This is a genomic window from Pseudoalteromonas sp. SR41-4, from assembly GCF_014163985.1.
Classification (GTDB): Bacteria; Pseudomonadota; Gammaproteobacteria; order Enterobacterales; family Alteromonadaceae; genus Pseudoalteromonas; species Pseudoalteromonas rhizosphaerae.
In genome coordinates this window covers 149,051-168,166 of record NZ_JACJEI010000003.1, presented here as the reverse complement: position 1 = coordinate 168,166, position 19,116 = coordinate 149,051, and the positions used below count along the sequence as shown (strand labels likewise).

Annotated in this window: 19 protein-coding genes; 11 read left to right on the top strand and 8 right to left on the bottom strand. The window is 40.2% G+C overall.

Annotated features, from left to right (window positions below):
- The first annotated feature begins 2 nt into the window (after positions 1-2).
- Genes H5180_RS03805 through H5180_RS03795 form a run of 3 tightly spaced genes read left to right on the top strand, consistent with a single transcriptional unit; the run spans position 3 to position 2,175 of the window.
- The gene (locus tag H5180_RS03805; protein WP_182757706.1) at positions 3-350 is read left to right on the top strand and encodes an ArsC family reductase; all 348 of its coding nucleotides are present in this window, start codon (positions 3-5) and stop codon (positions 348-350) included.
- Positions 347-1,477: a succinyl-diaminopimelate desuccinylase gene (gene dapE, locus H5180_RS03800; protein ID WP_182757705.1), complete on the top strand. Its 1,131-nt coding sequence runs from the start codon at positions 347-349 to the stop codon at positions 1,475-1,477. Before H5180_RS03805 ends, dapE begins: the two co-directional genes overlap by 4 nt.
- On the top strand, positions 1,474-2,175 hold the full coding sequence (locus H5180_RS03795; protein WP_182757704.1) for a M15 family metallopeptidase: 702 nt from the start codon (positions 1,474-1,476) through the stop codon (positions 2,173-2,175). The genes dapE and H5180_RS03795 overlap by 4 nt, the downstream gene beginning before the upstream one ends.
- Here the strand turns inward: H5180_RS03795 and H5180_RS03790 are convergent.
- On the bottom strand, positions 2,156-3,037 hold the full coding sequence (locus H5180_RS03790; RefSeq protein WP_182757703.1) for a DMT family transporter: 882 nt from the start codon (positions 3,035-3,037) through the stop codon (positions 2,156-2,158). The genes H5180_RS03795 and H5180_RS03790 overlap by 20 nt on opposite strands.
- Positions 3,038-3,377: 340 nt before the next feature.
- On the opposite strand from H5180_RS03790, the gene H5180_RS03785 reads away from it, so the two are divergent.
- From H5180_RS03785 to H5180_RS03770, 4 genes are read left to right on the top strand one after another with little or no spacing between them, the layout of a single operon-like run.
- Positions 3,378-4,742: a tetratricopeptide repeat protein gene (locus H5180_RS03785; protein ID WP_182757702.1), complete on the top strand. Its 1,365-nt coding sequence runs from the start codon at positions 3,378-3,380 to the stop codon at positions 4,740-4,742.
- Positions 4,743-4,750: 8 nt separating this feature from the next.
- Entirely contained in the window at positions 4,751-5,176 is a 426-nt protein-coding gene (locus H5180_RS03780; RefSeq protein ID WP_182757701.1) for a YcfL family protein, read from the top strand.
- 11 nt (positions 5,177-5,187) lie between these two features.
- Positions 5,188-5,823: a penicillin-binding protein activator LpoB gene (gene lpoB, locus H5180_RS03775; protein ID WP_145233716.1), complete on the top strand. Its 636-nt coding sequence runs from the start codon at positions 5,188-5,190 to the stop codon at positions 5,821-5,823.
- A gap of 20 nt (positions 5,824-5,843) precedes the next feature.
- Positions 5,844-6,311 carry a glycine zipper 2TM domain-containing protein gene (locus H5180_RS03770; RefSeq protein WP_149981188.1) on the top strand — a complete coding sequence of 156 codons (468 nt, stop codon included), beginning with the start codon at positions 5,844-5,846 and terminating at the stop codon, positions 6,309-6,311.
- Between the two features lie 71 nt (positions 6,312-6,382).
- On the opposite strand, the gene H5180_RS03765 is transcribed toward H5180_RS03770, so the two are convergent.
- Both H5180_RS03765 and H5180_RS03760 read right to left on the bottom strand, forming a co-directional pair.
- Positions 6,383-7,600 (bottom strand): pyridoxal phosphate-dependent aminotransferase, encoded by a 1,218-nt coding sequence (locus H5180_RS03765; RefSeq protein WP_145233714.1) that lies wholly within the window; start codon positions 7,598-7,600, stop codon positions 6,383-6,385.
- Positions 7,601-7,706: 106 nt separating this feature from the next.
- Complete coding sequence (locus tag H5180_RS03760; RefSeq protein WP_145233710.1) at positions 7,707-8,051, bottom strand: Hpt domain-containing protein; 345 nt, start codon at positions 8,049-8,051, stop codon at positions 7,707-7,709.
- Positions 8,052-8,201: 150 nt separating this feature from the next.
- On the opposite strand from H5180_RS03760, the gene H5180_RS03755 reads away from it, so the two are divergent.
- Positions 8,202-8,807: a tRNA-uridine aminocarboxypropyltransferase gene (locus H5180_RS03755; protein ID WP_145233708.1), complete on the top strand. Its 606-nt coding sequence runs from the start codon at positions 8,202-8,204 to the stop codon at positions 8,805-8,807.
- Positions 8,804-9,583: a CLCA_X family protein gene (locus H5180_RS03750; protein WP_182757700.1), complete on the top strand. Its 780-nt coding sequence runs from the start codon at positions 8,804-8,806 to the stop codon at positions 9,581-9,583. Before H5180_RS03755 ends, H5180_RS03750 begins: the two co-directional genes overlap by 4 nt.
- Here the strand turns inward: H5180_RS03750 and H5180_RS03745 are convergent.
- From H5180_RS03745 to apbC, 3 genes are all read right to left on the bottom strand, one after another.
- Positions 9,534-12,002 (bottom strand): bifunctional diguanylate cyclase/phosphodiesterase, encoded by a 2,469-nt coding sequence (locus H5180_RS03745; protein WP_182757699.1) that lies wholly within the window; start codon positions 12,000-12,002, stop codon positions 9,534-9,536. The genes H5180_RS03750 and H5180_RS03745 overlap by 50 nt on opposite strands.
- Positions 12,003-12,272: 270 nt before the next feature.
- Positions 12,273-12,860 (bottom strand): dCTP deaminase, encoded by a 588-nt coding sequence (gene dcd / locus H5180_RS03740; protein WP_145233702.1) that lies wholly within the window; start codon positions 12,858-12,860, stop codon positions 12,273-12,275.
- Positions 12,861-12,863: 3 nt separating this feature from the next.
- A complete protein-coding gene (gene apbC, locus H5180_RS03735; RefSeq protein ID WP_182757698.1) occupies positions 12,864-13,943 on the bottom strand; it encodes an iron-sulfur cluster carrier protein ApbC in 1,080 nt (359 codons plus the stop codon).
- A gap of 176 nt (positions 13,944-14,119) precedes the next feature.
- On the opposite strand from apbC, the gene metG reads away from it, so the two are divergent.
- Positions 14,120-16,144: a methionine--tRNA ligase gene (gene metG, locus H5180_RS03730; protein WP_182757697.1), complete on the top strand. Its 2,025-nt coding sequence runs from the start codon at positions 14,120-14,122 to the stop codon at positions 16,142-16,144.
- Between the two features lie 636 nt (positions 16,145-16,780).
- On the opposite strand, the gene H5180_RS03725 is transcribed toward metG, so the two are convergent.
- Both H5180_RS03725 and lepB read right to left on the bottom strand, forming a co-directional pair.
- Positions 16,781-17,209 carry a hypothetical protein gene (locus H5180_RS03725; protein ID WP_182757696.1) on the bottom strand — a complete coding sequence of 143 codons (429 nt, stop codon included), beginning with the start codon at positions 17,207-17,209 and terminating at the stop codon, positions 16,781-16,783.
- Between the two features lie 347 nt (positions 17,210-17,556).
- Entirely contained in the window at positions 17,557-18,207 is a 651-nt protein-coding gene (gene lepB / locus H5180_RS03720; protein WP_182757695.1) for a signal peptidase I, read from the bottom strand.
- A 163-nt stretch (positions 18,208-18,370) separates the two neighbouring features.
- Here lepB and H5180_RS03715 point away from each other — a divergent pair, with 163 nt between their 5' ends.
- Entirely contained in the window at positions 18,371-19,096 is a 726-nt protein-coding gene (locus H5180_RS03715; protein WP_259397101.1) for a flagellar brake protein, read from the top strand.
- The last annotated feature ends 20 nt before the right edge of the window (positions 19,097-19,116 follow it).

Sequence of the window (19,116 nt, the reverse complement as noted above, 5' to 3'; positions counted from 1 at the left end):
ATATGACGACTCTTTACGGCATTAGTAACTGCGACACTATAAAAAAAGCCAAAAAATATTTAACCGATAACAACATTGACTTTAATTTTCATGATTACCGTAAAGACGGCATAAGCCTTGATATGATCACTGAGTTTGCAACGCACATCGACTGGCAAGATCTGGTCAATAAACGTGGCACAACCTATCGCCAATTATCAGATGAGCAAAAACAGAACCTTGATAAACACACTGCCTTGGCAATTTTGGTAGCACAACCAGCAATGATCAAGCGCCCAGTGCTTATTCGCAACAACAGCTATCATTTAGGTTTTAAACCAGCGCAATATGATGAGATTTTTGCATCATGAATCATCCCGTCATCGAACTTGCACAAGCCTTAATACAGCGTCGCTCAGTCACCCCTGAAGATGCAGATTGCCAAACTATAATGAATGAGCGATTGGCACAGCTTGGTTTTAATATTGAATCACTGTTTTTTACTGACACCCAAAATACATGGGCGCGTAAAGGCGACAGCTCACCGCACTTTTGCTTTGCAGGTCACACTGATGTAGTACCAACAGGACCAGAAAAGAACTGGCAGCACCCGCCTTTCTCTGGCTTTCTAGCCGATGGCATGTTGCATGGCCGTGGTGCGGCTGATATGAAAGGCTCTTTAGCTGCCATGGTGGTAGCAACCGAGCGATTTGTAACTAAACACCCCGATCATAAAGGCTCAATTTCTTTTTTAATTACCTCTGATGAAGAAGGCCCTTTTATCAACGGCACCACGCGAGTAATCGATACGCTGGAAGCCCGAGGTGAAAAAATAGATATGTGTTTGGTTGGCGAGCCTTCATCGCGTGATGTACTGGGTGATGTCGTTAAAAATGGCCGCAGAGGCTCACTGACTGGCTTTTTAACTGTTAAAGGCATACAAGGTCATGTGGCTTATCCGCAACTTGCTCTAAACCCTATTCATATTGCAGCGCCAATGCTTGCCAAGTTGAGTCAAACGGTATGGGACAACGGCAATGAATTTTTCCCTGCTACTAGTTTTCAGATTTCAAATATTAATGGCGGTACGGGAGCTGGCAATGTGATCCCAGGCGAGCTTGAAGTGCAATTTAATTTTCGCTTTAGTACCGAAGTAACTCATCAGCAACTCCAGAAACGAGTTAACGACATTCTGGCTGAATATGATTTTGCATACGAGCTGAGTTGGATTGTTAACGGTCAGCCATTTATCACCGAAGGCGGCCCGCTTATTGATGCCACGGTTGCAGCCATCAAATCAATAACTGGCTTAAATACCGCACTTGAAACCACTGGCGGTACTTCAGATGGACGTTTTATAGCACAAACCGGCGCAAAGGTTATTGAACTTGGCCCACGTAACGACACCATTCATAAAGTGAATGAGTGCGTTAATTGTGATGATCTCATTGCACTTGCTGATATTTACGAGCAAATTCTAGAGCAACTTTTAACATGATCCCTGCTAAGCTCACATCGCAGCAGTTGGCTGAGTGTGCCTGTGGTAAAGACGAGCTACTGCTTGTTGATTATCAAGATCATAAACTGCATAAAGACATTATTGATGACTTTATGCAGTTGCAAAATGCAGCTCGCGATGCAGGCTTTGCACTGACTATTGCATCAAGCTTTCGTAACTTTGAACGTCAAGCATTGATTTGGAATGCTAAATTTAATGGTCATCGACCTGTGCTCAATAAGCAGCAACAGCCCGTTGATTTAGCCTCCATGACAGACATTGAAAAATGCCATGCCATTATGCTTTATTCAGCCCTACCGGGAAGCAGTCGCCATCACTTTGGTACTGATCTTGATATTTTTGACCAAGCCAGTGTTTCTGATGACTATCAGCTGCAGTTAGAGCCTCACGAATACCAAGACAATGGCCCTTTTGCAGCGCTGACCAAGTGGCTGGATAGTCATTTAGAAAAGTATGGCTTTTATCGCCCTTATCAACATGATTTAGGCGGCGTTGCGCCTGAACCTTGGCATATTAGCCACATAGTGCAATCTGACATTTTACTACAACATCAGAGTTTAACCGTATTAGCTGATACTATAAATAACAGTCAGCTTGCCGGCAAAGCTGCTATTTTGGCGAATTTGCCGCAACTGTATCAGCGTTACGTGCTGAATGTCAGCTCTGCGGTTGTTTAGCCAGTAAAAAAACCAGCACAGCGCCAAGAATAACGGCGCTGGCAATAACAAACTGAATGCTTAGTTCTTCCGCTAAAAATAACATCCCTGCCAGTGCAGCTATCACTGGCACACACAGCTGAACCACTGCGGCTTGACTGCTTTTTAATAAGGGTACGGCAACATACCAAACACTATAGCCAATACCCGACGCAAGAGCACCAGATGCACATGCAAGCGCGATCCCCTGCCAACTGATCCCCGTTAAATAACCAAAACCCACGATCAACAATATCGGTAATGCAAATAAACTACGCACAAAATTAAACGTTGTGGTTTTCAGTGGGGATAGACACACTTTTCCGCGAATACTGTATATCCCCCACGCAATACCGCTAATCGTCATTAATAATGCTGGGCTCATTGACGGCATCGTTGCCGATGGCAGCATTAAATACACAAAACCAATGACAGCGATAATAAATGCACACCACTGTACAGTCGTGAGTCGCTCCTTGTTGAAAATCCCCCAGCCAATCATAGTCAATTGAACAGCAGAAAATAAAATCAACGCGCCAGTTCCAGTGTCCAATTCTACATAGGCAATTGAAAAACATAACGCATAAACCAGTAAGCTAACACTGCTGCGCCAACTACCACGTTCATGCTCTGCATTATTAAGATTGTTATCTTCCCTAGCTACAGACTCTGTTGGTGTTGCTTGTATAAGGAAAATAAATCCTAAACACAATGCGCCACTGAATAGCCGCAAAGCTGTAAAATTCCATGGATCAATGTAATTTTGTGCTAATGCCATACGACATAAAAGAGAATTAGCTGCAAATGCCACTAGGGCGAGTACCGTAAACAGTGTTGCTTTCAAAGTGATCCTTAGTTTTAATCTTGCTAAGCATTAAACCCTATGAGGTGAGTTATTCTATCGTTTAGTAGTCGGCAACCACTCGATCCATTAATTAATCAACATAATAAGAAAATCAGCTACCTGTTTGCCTGAAGTATCTATTTATACAGGATTGCCATAATAGCGCAAAGCTTACCTATTGTTTTGATCATTCGAATGTATCGTGCAACAACTCAGTGACCAATGATCGCGTAACTATTTCTTATAAACACGGTGATTGCTACGCTTTTTTACATTGTTTAACATCTTCTCTGGATTAGATTATGCTAATCTGTATTAACGCTTATAAAAGGAGTGCCATGTGCAACGCAGTGTTATTTTTGGTTTTTGTGTCATGCTAAGTGGATGCAGCACCATTGGGTTTAGTGATCTGTTTTCAGATTACGCTACCCAAATGACGCCTGTACGCCAAGCTATTAAGACCAACAATATCGACCAAGCCCAACAGCTTTTGCCGACTAATGGGCAGTCACATAGTAACTACTTGCTCAATCAATTAGAGCAGGCCCGTTTAAGCAATTTAAATAATCAAAATGAGGCTGCAAGACCACAGTACGAAGCGGTATATCAGCAAATGGAAATAAAACGCCAAGCAGCAAAAATACAAGTAAGCGCAGGGCTTGAACAAAGTAACGCCCTTTTTACCAATGATTCAGTCATTAGCTATACGCCAGCGGCTTATGAAATGAGTATGCTGCACAGTTACCAAGCACTTAATTATATATATCAACATAATATTGAGGGCGCATTAGTCGAAGTTCGCCGTGCAAATAAAGTACAAACAGATGCGTTAACGGCTAATCAAGACGACATAGATGCTAGCGTAAAAGCAGCACAAAAACATTACCCAAGTATGGATGAGGTGATCAAAAACGTAAAAAATGGCTATCAAAATGCGTTTACATTTTATCTGTCAGGTTTGCTCTATCAAAGTAATAAGCAATACGATGATGCCTATATTGATTATAAAAAGGCATTAGAGATCAACCCTGAAAACACCTATTTGCAGCAGGTTGTACTGCAATTAGCAAAACAGCAAGGATTTGATCAAGATTTTGCCGAGTATAAAAAACGCTTAGCTGAATTGCCAAAACAAGTCGCCAACAGCGGTGACGTTGTGGTCTTGATCGAACAAGGTTTAGTGCCAGAAAAAGATGAATTTGTGTTGCGCCTGCCGATTAATACATCCGGTGGTGATGCTCGTTTTTATAGCTTAGCGATGCCCGTTTATAAAGATAGAGCCTATATACCAACGGTTAATGACATTAGTATCGGAACACAGACTTTACCTTTGAGTCCATTGGTAAGAATAGAAGCGTTAGCGGCTAAAACACTTGAAGAACAAACACCGGCAAGAGTATCGAGGCAAATACTAAGGTTAGTCGCTAAAGAAAAAGTACGGGCAGAGCTGGCTAGAAGTGGCGGCGATGTGGGTAATATACTCGCTAATCTATACAACCTAGCCTCTGAGCAAGCAGATACCCGCAGTTGGTTAACTTTACCTAATCAAATAAGTGTTGCGCGCACCCAGTTAACAGCAGGAGACCATGTTTTAAAACTTGCCAATCAGAACGACATAAACTTTACGGTTAGTAAGCAAGGGTTAACCTTGATTTATCTAACCTCTATTAACAACTATTTTAATTCCCATGTAGTGCAACTTTAGGAGCTATCATGAAATATTTAGTGCCATTATTAACGGTCTGTCTACTTGCTGCCTGTACCAGTAGACCGACTACATCAGGTATAAGTGTTGAACAAGCTTCAGCGCAATACCAACAACAGCTAAAAGTCGATAATCCTGCACTAGGTAAAAAGCTGGCCATTAGTGATGTAAAGACTCGCCAAACGAATCAATTAACTGATGTTGTTGTCACACTTTCGAGTCAGTATAAAAAATCACAATATTTACAGTATCAATTTACCTGGTATGACGGCGATGGTTTTGTGATCAAAGGCAATCATTCTCCTTGGCAATCATTGACTTTATTTGGTTTTGCTAAGGTGCAACTGCCTGGCCTTGCACCTACATCTGATGCGGTTACATTTTCATTAGCGGTACGCGAAGTATCGACACAAGCACAAGAATTTAAAGATTAAAGGACACCATTATGAATACAGTAAACACAACTAAAAAACCAACGCTTAAAACACTCTCGGGTTTTGCGTTGTTAGGTTTGAGTGCGCTTGCCCTCAGTGGCTGTGCCAATAAAGCCGTAGTCAGCTACGGAGACGCACAAGCTGTAGAAACAACTGATATTAACTTCGGTTCAACTGACTTACAAAAAGTCGCCAGCCAAATGACGGATTCACTGTTGGCATCACCTGTGGTCGGCACATTAACAGCTAATACTCGACCAATCGTATTTGTTGAACGTATAAAAAACAAAACCAGTGAACACATTGATACTGAATCAATTACCGATTCAATTTCAACACAATTATTGCGCAGTGGTAAATTTCGTTTTGTTGATATGGGCCGCGTAGAAGCCGCTCGAGAACAATTGAACTTTCAAAATGATGATGCCCTAGTAGACCCAACTAAAGCGATTGCATTTGGCCAACAAGTTGGCGCGCAGTATATGCTTTATGGCAACCTGTCGAGCATCGTAAAATCGAATGCCGATAAAGCCGACGTATACTATAAATTCACAATGCGCTTAATGGATTTAAAAAGTGGCTTAGTAGAATGGGCGGACGAAACAGAAATTCGTAAAACCCGCGAAAAATCAACCTTTGGCTGGTAATTCAGCTGAGGAGGTAAATGATGAATAAACTCATACTTGGGCTGTGTACAGCCCTGCTCATCAGTAATCCAAGCTTTGCCGCATACGAACGCAATAAAGCCGTTCCTGTCCAGCAAGTACTATTTGGCAGTGTTCAATCTGTACGTAATATTACCGAGCAAGAACTTGTTCAAGACAAAAATAGTGGCTGGAAAACCTTTGGCGGTGCATTACTTGGTGGCGTTATTGGTAACCAATTTGGCGGCGGCAGTGGTCGCACCGCAGCGACTATTTTAGGCTCGGTCATCGGTGGCAGTGTGGCGAACAACAGGCAACAAAGCAGCCATTATAATCAATACCACTTAGTCGAGTTAATGATCAAAGTTGAAAATGGTGAACAATTTATGGTGGTACAAGACAAAGACAATCAAATGATATTTAGAACTGGCGACAGCGTGCGCTTAGTATATTTATCAGATAATACAGTCCGCGTTGATAAAGCCTATTAAGCTATTACATTAAACTAAAAAGCGAGCAGTATTAATGCTCGCTTTTTAGTATTTATAACTTTATTACTACGTTAGCTTTGTCTGTAATCGCTGAAAAAGCGTTGCATCTTACTCATAGCAGTCGTTAAATCATCTTTGTTAGGTAAAAATACCAATCTGAAATGATCTGGATTTGGCCAGTTAAATGCTCTTCCGTGAACCAGTAAGATCTTTTCTGCTTTGAGTAAATCTAAAATCATTTTTTCATCATTTTTGATATTAAAACGCTCAGTATCTACTTTGGCAAATGCGTACAATGCTCCTTTTGGTTTTGCACACGAAATACCTTCTATCGCATTTAAACCACGCCATGCAATATCACGTTGTTCGTATAAACGCCCACCGGGATTTATTAAATCATCAATCGACTGTACGCCACCTAATGCTTGCTGGATCGCATATTGTGCCGGCACATTGGCACATAAACGCATAGAGGCTAAGATATCTAAACCTTTACGTAAATCATCCATCAATGCAGTACGGCCACTTAATACCATCCACCCCATACGCAAACCCGCTGCGCGATAGGTTTTTGCTAAGCCATTAAAAGTAATGATCGGCACATCATCACACAGTGCACCAATGGAGCTGTGCGTGATCCCATCGTATAAAATCTTCTCGTAGATTTCATCACTCAATAACAGTAATTTATGTTCACGTGCAATATCAATTAACTGCTGTAAAAGTGCGTCGTCGTATACTGCACCCGTCGGATTATTAGGGTTGATCAGCACTAATGCTTTAGTTTTTGACGTGATTTTACTTCGAATATCAGCAATATCAGGGAACCAATCTTGCTCTTCATCACATAGGTAATGGACTGGATTACCACCCGCAAGTTTGACTGAAGCGGTCCACAATGGATAATCAGGTGCTGGGATCAACACCTCATCATCATTATTCAGCAAAGCTTGGGTCGTCATTTGAATTAATTCACTGACCCCATTACCAATATAAATATTATCGACGTCTAGATTATATAAACCACGTTGTTGGTAGTGCTGATAAATAGCCACACGGGCTGAGTAGAGGCCTTTGGAGTCACAGTAGCCTTGGGCTGAATACAAGTTACGAATAATATCGCGGTGCATATCTTCAGGCATATCAAACCCAAATGCCGCAGGATTACCAATATTCAATTTTAAAACTTTTTGGCCTTCATCTTCCATTTTGCGAGCCTGAACTAACACCGGCCCACGAATGTCATAACAAACGCCTTGTAATTTATGACTCTTTTTAATTTCTGACATTTTTACCTCTACTAGTGGAACAGCTAGATTAACCTAGTAAAGGGGCTAAATACCAGTGGATTTAATACTTCAAAACTGAAATAAATTCACGTCTGGGTATAGCTAACTAACGGCTTTGTAACCAATCAGTTAACTTAGCTGCTGAACCGGCAACTTGGTTGTCAAGCTGCTGAGCTGCCGCAAGCGCCTGAGAAACATCATTATTATTTAAGCTTTGTTCAATTTCTCTGGCCACCTGAGATAGACTGCTGGCACCAAACTGCGCAGCATTTGATTTTAAACTATGAGCATGGCGACTTGCGACTTGGATATCACTATGTATTGTAGCCAATACTTCAGAGCCTAATCGTTCAAATTCAGCACAACAAAAAGTCAGCGTATCGCTAAATTGCTCGCCTAATAACGATTCCATACTTTCCAATGCGCTTTCATCAATGACTATTGTATTCATTATTCATCCTTTTGTATTTAGCAACACTAAACCAGTAACTTATATTATTTTTATACTTTATCGTTCTATAGAAAAAAAACCAACTAATTGTCTCATTAAGCGTATAATTAGCGGGTTTTTCAACTTATTGCTATTAAACAAGATTATTTTATGTCCCGTTCATTGTGTGTTAATTGTAAATTTAGTCTACAAACGTGCCTTTGTGAAGATTTGTCGGTACTGGAAAATAAACTCAAAGTTATAATTTTGCAGCATCCTAGCGAAGTAAAAATCACTAAAAACACCGCCCGCTTACTCACACTGTGCCTAACGCAATACGACATCATGGTAGGAGAAACGCAGGCTGATTTTGCACAACTAAGCACACTACCCGTTGCCACAACAGCCTTACTCTACCCTGATGATAATGCCATCCTACTGGATGATGAAAGTACCGCAGCACAACAATTTAAAAGCCGGTTAAGTCATCTAATTGTAATCGATGGCACCTGGAAAAAAGCATTTAAGATCATGCAACTTACCCCAGCCCTTGCGGCTTTTAAAAAGGTCAGCTTTACGACGATCCCACAAAACCGATATCGTATTCGCAAAGCTCCCCGTGCAGATAGCCTCTCCACATTAGAAGCGGTTGCACATAGTTTAGCCTTGATTGAGCATATTAACCCTGAACCTCTGTATCACGCACTGGAAGCACTCAACAGCAAACAAACCCAGTTTATGCCTGAGCATGTTAAAGCGCGTTATCAAGCCAAATGAGTGCCAATAATCGCTTAAAGCGCGGGTTTTTCCGCCAGGGACCGGATTATCGATTTGATGACCAAGTTGACTTTAGTGATATCCGCGATACATTTGGTTTTCGTACTATGGTGGTGGGTAAATGGGTCACCAAAGAAGAACGCTTTATTAGTGCTAATTTAATTTACGACGCACTAGCCGATTTAGCGCAAATACTGCAAGTGCCGCCAAAGACCATTGGTCTGAGGGGGAAACTCAATTTTGCTTTTGGCCATGGCGGTCAACAACACGTCCAAGCACATTATAATAGCCGTACTCGAACTCTTGCGCTGGCAAAAAATGCAGGTGGTGGCGCGCTGGCGCATGAATGGTTTCATGCGTTTGATCATCACATAACTAAGCACATATTTCCCCAGCATTCGCCACAGCATTTTGCCTCTAAACTTTGGCTGGAGCACACGATTGAGCAAAGTCACCCACTAAACTTAGCATTAAATAAGTTTTACCAAGGAGTATTTCTAGAGCCAACCGGTCAACACGCTAATCAATATGTTTTAGACTGTATAGAATTTGATAAACAACAGCAGCAGTTTTATATGAGTATGCCTGAAGAGCTAGCTGCGCGTAGTTTTGAAGCATGTATTGCTTGTAATGAGCAGATCGTTAATCACTTTTTAGTCTCTGGGCTCAATAACTCAGCACTTATTTATCCTAAACACGATAGCTTGAAAATTTGTAATCACGCACTTAATAATTATTTTTCCCAATTAGGTCAACGACTTTTTCAAGATCATTAACAAATACAGTGGTGGTTTCAAGATTTTCTTCAAGCCACTGCATGTAATCGTCAAACGGTAATGGTCGTGAAAAAAAGTATCCCTGACCAACTTCACAGCCATAGCTTTGTAATTTAGCCATACTTTGGCTATCTTCTATCCCTTCGGCCACTACGTATGAACCCAGTGATTTGGCAATATCACAGGTAGCACGACAAATTGTTTGATCATTTTTAGAGTATTCAATATTCATTACAAATTGCTTATCTATTTTTATTTCATCAAAGCCCATTTTGCTCAAATACGCGAGTGACGAATACCCCGTGCCAAAGTCATCAATTGCTATTTTAACGCCAATTAAACGGTAATCATTCAGGGCATTTTTTATATCAACCCCCTCAAAGAGTGTTGCCGATTCCGTTAGTTCTAACATTACATTAGCCGGGTTGAGTTGATGCTCATTCAACAACGTTATAAATAACACTGGTAAATCTTTTCGCAGCAAATCTTTAGCCGAAATATTGATAGATACAATATGCTCAGGCAATAATACAATCATTTTCTTTTGATATTGCAGTGCTTGCGTAATAACCCATTCGGTTAAATCTGAAATTATCCCTGATGATTCAGCAATAGGGATAAATAAATCAGGGGGAACATTACCCAATTGTGGATGCTCCCAACGTAATAAAGCTTCCGCGCCGTGCACTTTACCGGTGTTTAGATATATCTGCGGTTGAAAAAATAAACTAAGCTGATCGCATTCAATGGCTTCTTTTAGAGCTGAAGCAATCGCAATGCGCCGTTGCGATAACGTCACATTCTCTATATTAAACATATGCCAGCGTTCACCATGAAGGGGTTTAACCGCCAGTGCTTGCAGCCCTCGCTGGACTAGTTGTAATGATGTACTGGCATGTAGAGGATAATTTGCTACACCGATTTCAACTTTATCAATTAAGTGAATACGTTTATGAGTGAGACCCTCAGCAAAAACGCTATTGATCACACATACAAACTGCTCTACTTGGCTTAATTCTAACTTGCCAACTATTACAACCCCATAGGTGCTGTCATCTAACCTGGCAATACAACGGCTATGCTGAAGATTAGCTTCAACACACAGCACATTCATTGACGCTAATTGCTGGGCTAATTTGCCCATGGTTAATTTTATCTGCTCATTTACATGCTCATAGCCAAAATTTGCCCGAGCATTAATCAGTACTGCAGGCCTAAATAACAGTAAAGAATGCTCTGTTGATAATTTCACCTGACTATCAAGGCGCTTAATTAGTAACTGTTTATTGGGTAGTTTTGTATCGTCGTCATGAGTAAGACTGTAACTATATTGCTTAACACACTTACGCTCATGAATAAGTAACGCCATCACAGCAGTAATCACATTTACCACCAGTAACACATCGTTAAATTGCTGTATCTGTGCACCTGCCACCAGCGTTGCTTGCCAACATAACGTTTGTAAAATCACTGCAAACCAGGCAAGTACAAACTTAAATTGCACCACTTTTTTGGTATTACTTAGCCAATAAAAAAATAAATAACTCAGCATCACTAACATAAAACCTAAACATAGAATTACCACGGTTAGATGTACTGATTGCTTCATAAAACAGCTTAAGATGGCTGCAAAACAAAATAAACTTATATAAACTGTTAACTTATCTTGTCGAGCATTTAAAAGGTTCTGCGACTGTAAATAATGGATAAAGTAAAAATTAATCACCCCCAATGCCAGCACTTGAAATGAAAACTGTAGCTTTGTATACCATAAAGACGCAAATTCAATATTAAAGTAATTCAATACCCCTTTTGCTATTAAGAACTCGCTTAACACACATACAAGGTATGCAAGTAGGTAAAGTGATTTTGCTTGATAGGATAAACCGTATACAGTGCCAACAACAGCAATACACAACAGCAATAATCCTGTTATCAAAAAGAAATTTCGCAGTTTAGTGTTGGTCAACTTAGCAAAATGCGTACCTGTAGAAAGCCCAACACTGAGCCATTCATCTTCACTGTGACGAACATAGACTACAGCCCAGCGAGTATCTTCTTCTGTAGGCAAAATTGCATGTGGCAGTACCTTATTAACGTAACGGTATGCATCATTATTTACTTCAACTAACGGGTTGAAATTCTCATCAAGAGTATAAAAATTAAGCTGTGCTAAATGGGAGTTATCTGCATAAATTACCTCAATCTTTGATTGCGACTGTTTATCCAAATCAATAATAAACCAATAGCCTTGCTCTGCCTTGATACGAACATGTGATAAATCTGTTTTTGAGTCTGTAGCGACAACTTGTTCTAGTAGAGGTTTGGTAGTTTGAAAAGGCGTATTTGCTGGCACTATCCAGCCACTGGAAATCACTTCATCAGCCAGCAAAGGCGTTGTAGCAGTGATGCTAAACAATATTAACAAAATCTTTATACAATATGTTCGCGCTAATATGCTTGCCTGATCCACTGTCACTCCATGTGCATTATATAAACAGTACATTATAAAACTATAATTAAAGTATGGAGGTATTAAGTGAAATTGCCAGTAAATAACCTAAACTTGGGAATAATATGTCAGTAAAATGCTTAAGTAGAGTGTATGGTAATTAAATCGAGTGATTATATTTTTAAGTAATAAAAGGCCTATCAAATGATAAGCCTTTATTTTAAAGCTATATTTTAATTAGTTACTATCATCACTAATACGACTTGCAACTGCGCTGGTTTGATCTTTATATTTAGCATCTTTACGCGTGTTGTACGGATTTTCAGCAGGGCCTGACATGGTCTCAAAGCTCATAGCGCCGATTTTCATCATTGGTCGTAATGCCAACGGCAATTTACCGGAGTTATAAAACTCTAACACGATATTACCAGACCAACCGGGATCAATCCGATGGGCCGTTACATGCACCATTAAACCTAGACGTGCCAAAGATGAACGGCCGTCAAGCCAGCCAACGATATCTGCCGGCAACGTGACTTTTTCATAGGTCATCGCAAGGGCTAATTCACCTGGGTGTAAAAAGAATGCATCGCCCTCTTTTAACACGATTTCATCGCTCATTATTGATTCCATTGCTTTATTAAGCTGATCTTTTGGACCACTTAAATCAACATAAGCTGCTGTATGATCTTGAAATACACGAAACTTATTACCTAAACGTAAATCTGCCGTTACCCCAGAAATCATTTCGTCGGTCGGACTTGGCTCAATAATAATACGCTGTTGGGCAATATATTCTTTAATATGGGTATCTGATAATCTCATTAATTAATCATCCGTAATCACAATTTCGACTGAATTATGATGGGGTTGTTGATAGTAAAGCATACTGGCAATCAGCCGCGCAGCATCAGCATATGTTTCACTCACCGCAGCCTGGTTATCCATCGCAATTAATTTGCCTTGCTCTGAGTATTCGCGAATATCAATCGCCAAAGGAATTTGCGACAACACAGGCACACCATGACGCTGAGCTAATTTTATTGCGCCATCCTTGCCAAACACATGATTTGGTTTGCCGCAATGTGAGCATAAAAAATGACTCATATTTTCAATCAAGCCCAATACTGGCACATTCACTTTATTAAACATGGCAATGCCTTTTTGCGCATCAGCAAGTGCTAAATCTTGCGGAGTCGTCACAATCACCGTGCCACTGGCAGGTACTTTCTGACTCATAGTAAGTTGAATATCCCCAGTTCCTGGTGGCATATCTACAATCAGGTAATCAAGTTCACCCCATGCAGTTTCATTTAACAGTTGCGTTAATGCGCCCGACGCCATCGGTCCACGCCAAACAGTGGCATCATCACTAGGCACTAAAAAGCCAATTGATTGTGCTTTGATGCCATTAGCGTCAAATGGTAGCAATTGCTTGTCATTTTTAGCCGTGGGTGTTGCTCCTTCAAGGCCTAGCAACATTGGAATAGACGGGCCATAAATATCCGCATCTAAAATCCCCACTTTCGCGCCTTCAGCTTTGAGTGCACCCGCTAAATTTACCGCGGTGGTTGATTTACCTACACCACCTTTACCTGATGCAATCAACACAATATGTTTTATCGCTTTGAACTTAGATGCTTCAGTCAGCTCAATGCTTGCGTTAATTGTCACTGCTTGATTAAGTTGTTGGCTTACAAACGCTGCTACCTTTGGCATTTCAGATAACGCAGCAAATGGCAGCGTTAAATGAAGCAATATTGATTTATCATTTTTTGATTCAATGCTTTTAATGAATTTTTCATCAATGCCGACAGCAAAAGCGGCACTGCGATACCCTGCTAAGGCAGTAAGAATCGGTTGTTTTTGCACCGATTTAGAGGAGAATAGTTTCGACAATCCAAACATAACAATAAAATAGTGTTTCTTTGATGAAAATTGCCTCGGAATTATGTAACATTCAGGGCATTAACACCAGTCAATTAATGAAAATCGGCCAACCACGAAGGTGTTTCCTTTAGGTTTGCTGATAATATTATGATTTTCATCCGTTCCTTAACAGGAACCGTCAATTCGGAATGATTATGGCACAGCGAAAGATCCTCATTACCAGTGCATTACCTTATGCCAACGGCCCAACACATTTAGGCCATTTATTGGAATATATTCAGACTGATATCTGGTCACGTTTTCAAAAACTACAAGGCCACGAAGCTTATTATGTTTGCGCCGACGATGCCCATGGCACGCCAATTATGCTCAATGCACAAAAGCAAGGGATCACGCCGGAAGAAATGGTAAAAAATGTCAGCATTGAACGTCAACGTGACTTTGCAGACTTCAATATTAAATTTGATAACTACCACAGCACCCACAGCCAAGAAAACAAAGAATTCAGCGAGCTTATTTATAATCGCTTAAACGATGCCGGTCATATCAAAAAGCATACTATTTCACAGTTATTTGACCCTGAAAAAGGCATTTTCTTACCCGATCGCTTTGTAACTGGTACGTGCCCAACTTGTAAGTCTGAAGACCAAAATGGCGACAGCTGTGACGCATGTGGCGCAACATATAGCCCAACAGAGCTTATCAACCCGCGCTCTGTGATGTCAGGTGCTGAGCCAGTACTTAAAGACTCTGAGCATTACTTTTTTGACCTGCCAGCATTTGAAGGCATGTTAAAAGAGTGGCTTCACTCCGGCACTATTCAGCAAGAAATGGCCAACAAACTAGACGAATGGTTTGCCGATGGCCTGCAACAATGGGATATCAGCCGCGATGCGCCCTACTTTGGCTTTGAAATCCCTGGTGCGCCTGGTAAATATTTTTATGTCTGGCTTGATGCGCCAATTGGTTACATGGCCAGCTTTAAAAACTTATGCGACAAACAAGGCATCGACTTTGATGCATTTTGGCAAGAAGGTTCTGACGCTGAGCTTTACCACTTTATCGGTAAAGATATTATCTACTTCCACAGCTTATTTTGGCCAGCAATGCTTGAAGGCGCAAAATTCAGAAAGCCAACCAATGTATTCGCGCATGGTTTTGTAACGGTTAATGGCGCTAAAATGTCTAAATCGAAAGGCACGTTTATTAAAGCGCGTACATATTTAGACAACCTCGACCCTGAGTTTTTACGTTATTACTACGCTGCTAAACTTAACAGCGGCATCACCGATCTTGACTTAAACTTAGAGGACTTTGCACTACGTGTAAATTCAGACTTAGTTGGTAAAGTGGTTAACATTGCCAGCCGTTGCGCCGGTTTTATTACTAAAAAGTTTGACGGTAAATTAAGTGACACTGTCATGGAGCCGCAATTATTAGCTGAATTCCAAGCAGCTACCGATACCGTTGCACAGCACTATGAAAACCGTGATTATAGCCGTGCTATTCGTGAAATAATGGCGCTTGCTGATAAAGCAAACCAATTTATTGATACCGCAGCACCTTGGGTATTAATTAAAGACGAAGCAAAACAAGAACAAGCTCACCAAGTGTGTTCGCTTGGACTTAACTTATTCCGCGTGTTAATGACTTACTTAAAACCAGTATTACCGGGTATGGCGGCAAACGTAGAAGACTTCTTAAATGACGGTCTATCTTGGCAAGGCGCGCAAACTGCGCTTGTTAGCCACCCTATCAATAAATTTAAACCGTTAATGCAACGTGTAGAAATGGATAAAGTAAATAAAATGGTTGAAGAATCAAAAGAAAGCTTACTCGCTGCAAAAGACAAAATCGATCCAAACAGCCCTTTGGCAAAAGAGCCTATTGCAGCTGAAATCGAATTTGACGATTTTGCCAAAGTAGATTTACGTGTAGCTAAAATAGCCAAAGCAGAGCACGTTGAAGGCGCTGATAAACTACTTAAACTAACGCTCGACTTAGGCGGCGAAACACGCCAAGTATTTGCTGGTATTAAATCAGCCTACGCCCCTGAAGACATTGAAGGCAAACTAACGGTTATGGTTGCCAACCTGAAGCCACGTAAGATGCGCTTTGGCATGTCAGAAGGCATGGTACTAGCAGCAGGCCCTGGTGGAAAAGAAATCTATATTTTGAACCCAGACGACGGCTCAGAGCCAGGTATGCGTGTAATGTAACTCGACTTTACTAGTTAAAACTAAAAAGCCGTTGTTTTAAACAACGGCTTTTTAGTTGGCCAGAACAAATTGTTTTTCCAGCACATAAAATTGTGGGTGCTGAGGTTAGCGACCTGCGGCTACCCGGTTAACTTAACGTTTGGATGACCATAGCCAAATCATATAATTGGTAAAAGAAAAAATTATAAGCGGTATACCGAAAAACATTAGACCAAAATAAGGCCCTGTTAGTGCTGATATTCAGTAGTAACCTACACCTTTAAAAGGCTCACCTGAAATTAACTCAAATATACTTCTTAAAAAGCTCGATAAATACAGAGCTAGAAAGCCCATGCCCAAACCTAAAAGCTGTACTTGGTACTTTTGGTTTGTCTGTGAGTTATTGGAGCAAAGTAATAACCAACTATAAACCCTGAAAGTGCGCAAAAGCTACCGACGAGATCTGTGCCCAGCCAAATGAATAGTGGCCAACTGGCAAAAGATAAGATGACTGCATATTTCAGCCTTTCAGAAACTCTAAATATGGGCACCATGTTTAGTTAAGTTAACACCCGCATAAATTGCGGAAAATGCTTGGCTATAATTAGCGAAGAATGAGCGCCAGCCAAGCGTTTGAAGTCATTTCTGATGCGTTTATTATACCTTCTTTATCGGTAATTCACTTATTTTATAGACTCGAAAAGGTCCCATACAAAAAGTGATTAAGCCATCATTTTTCTTCGGAGCTCGGTAATTCACAGTTATATAAGCCTCATTTATCGCATCAGTCTTAATTGTAAAGGTTGATACTTTATAATCAGCTAGCTCATGATTGCTTTCAAAAGCATATGGTTCAGAAATAATTGTAGGAACATACAAGGTTACCCTATCAATTTCACCTAGAGATATTACAGCTCTTACAGCCTCAGCAACACCATAATTAACAGGATAATAAACCGTTATTTCTGATAAATCAGCGAAGTTATCTTGAGTTATAAACGCCGCTACTTTCTTTATTTCGCTTTTTTTATCACAAGAAAAAGTTGATATTGAAGTAAATAAAAATAACAAAACTAAAAGTTTCACTGAGCTTCCTTGAAGGTATAACAATTTTATCTACGACATTTATCTTTTTACAAACAGAAAAATATCCATATATTACAATGCATTTATCTTAGCTATCAAACAAACACCTGTAAACAACTAGTTAACTTCACCTCATTTTTTATAAATGCAGCAATACACCAAAATGCTAGAGATCAGTAATATCTGACAAAATCATAAACACTATTTTTATATACAGTTTATTGTTAGGTGAGAGTCAACAACGCTAAATTTAATCGCTAAGCTATTTTAAGTTTTAGCGCTGTTATTTTTTGCACTACTATTCTTTATCAGTGCTATCCTTTACCAGACTATAACAGCGCTTACTATTACTGTAATTCTTTTAGAAGCCTGTTTTTACGTGGTAAATAATAGTCATCGTAATCCAGTGAAACTATCACCCGCTTTGCCCTTCCGAGCAATTCAGCTCTTGGTACTAAGCCTATTACTCGTGAATCAGCACTGTTATCACGGTTATCCCCCATTGCTAAATACATATCTGTAGGGATGATAAGTGGATCAAAATTTTGCATATAAGAGCGCTGCTTAGCGAGTTTTACAGTATGTTTTATGCCATGCAAATTCTCTATTTCCACTCGGTTTATGGCGGTTTCAGCTACAGTTTCGTAATCAAGCTTTTCACCGTTAATAACAAGTTGATTATTAACTAAAGCAACAGTGTCGCCCGGTACACCTATTACTCTTTTTATTAGGCGATTTTGTGCCGCAACAGAATCAAATACAATAATATCGCCGGCCTGTGGCTCGGCTAGTTTAACCAGCGAAATTTTAGTAAAAGGCACTCGTAGGTCATACGCCATTTTATCTGTCAATATACGGTCGCCCTCAACAATGGTTGGCTGCATTGAACCTGTGGGTACTTCGTACCAGTCAGCAACTGCACTTCTAAAAACACACATCAGCGAGATAAATACGATTAACGAGCGATTATTTTTCCATATTTTATAAAGGTATTTCACAGTTTTGTTCCATAAGTTAGTATGTTATTTAATAGACAAAGCAGATATTTATCAGTTCAATCAACTTTGTAACAAGGCGTGTATTACTTCTATTAATTAAGGCTAATAAACTAATACCAGTCGTTTTTCGTAGTGATTTTTTAGTTCTTTTGATGGATACTATTTGGAAACAAATAATAATAACTACGTATATATGGAAATTACACAAGACAGACCAGCGCAAGCTAGCAAAGCTAAGTTTTGCTTAGACTTACTGCCTGGTAAATTAATCGACATTCAGTTCACCAACCCATTAAGTGTCAGATTTAAACTCTCTTTAGTTGGCTATGAAGCTGGTAAGTATTTAATTTTAAAGTACCCTGTCCAAGCAAAAAAAAGCCAATATGCTGATGTGTTAAAAGAAGGCAATGGCGCAATTGTACGCTATATAGTCGAAGGTGAACGTGGGGAGTGCGTCGCTTTTTCGACCACTATATTAGCTATTTCTTTTCGACCAGAAAAGTTACTTTACCTTGCTTACCCTAAGAATATTGAGAGTCGGCAACTGCGTGAAGTCAGCCGTTTACAAACCCATATACCAGCAAAGATTAGCATTAATAAATCGCATAGTTATGGCAGTGAAAATCTATTGCAAGGTTTGATCATCGATATTTCACCGACTGGTTGTCGCTTTACTGTGCATGTTAATTCAGGGTTTTTAGCGCTTAAGAAACGCCCCGTGTTTGTGCATGTTCTATCGCCTATCGACAACAGTGCCGTGGTGATCAGTGCGCATGTGCGCAACAATCAAATGCAGGGAGATCGTTTAAGTGTGGGCATCGAGTTTGCCGCACATGAACAACAAAAAATGCAAAACTTATTGGCCGCTTACACGATAGACATTGCTTAATAATTGCATGTTTAACAAAT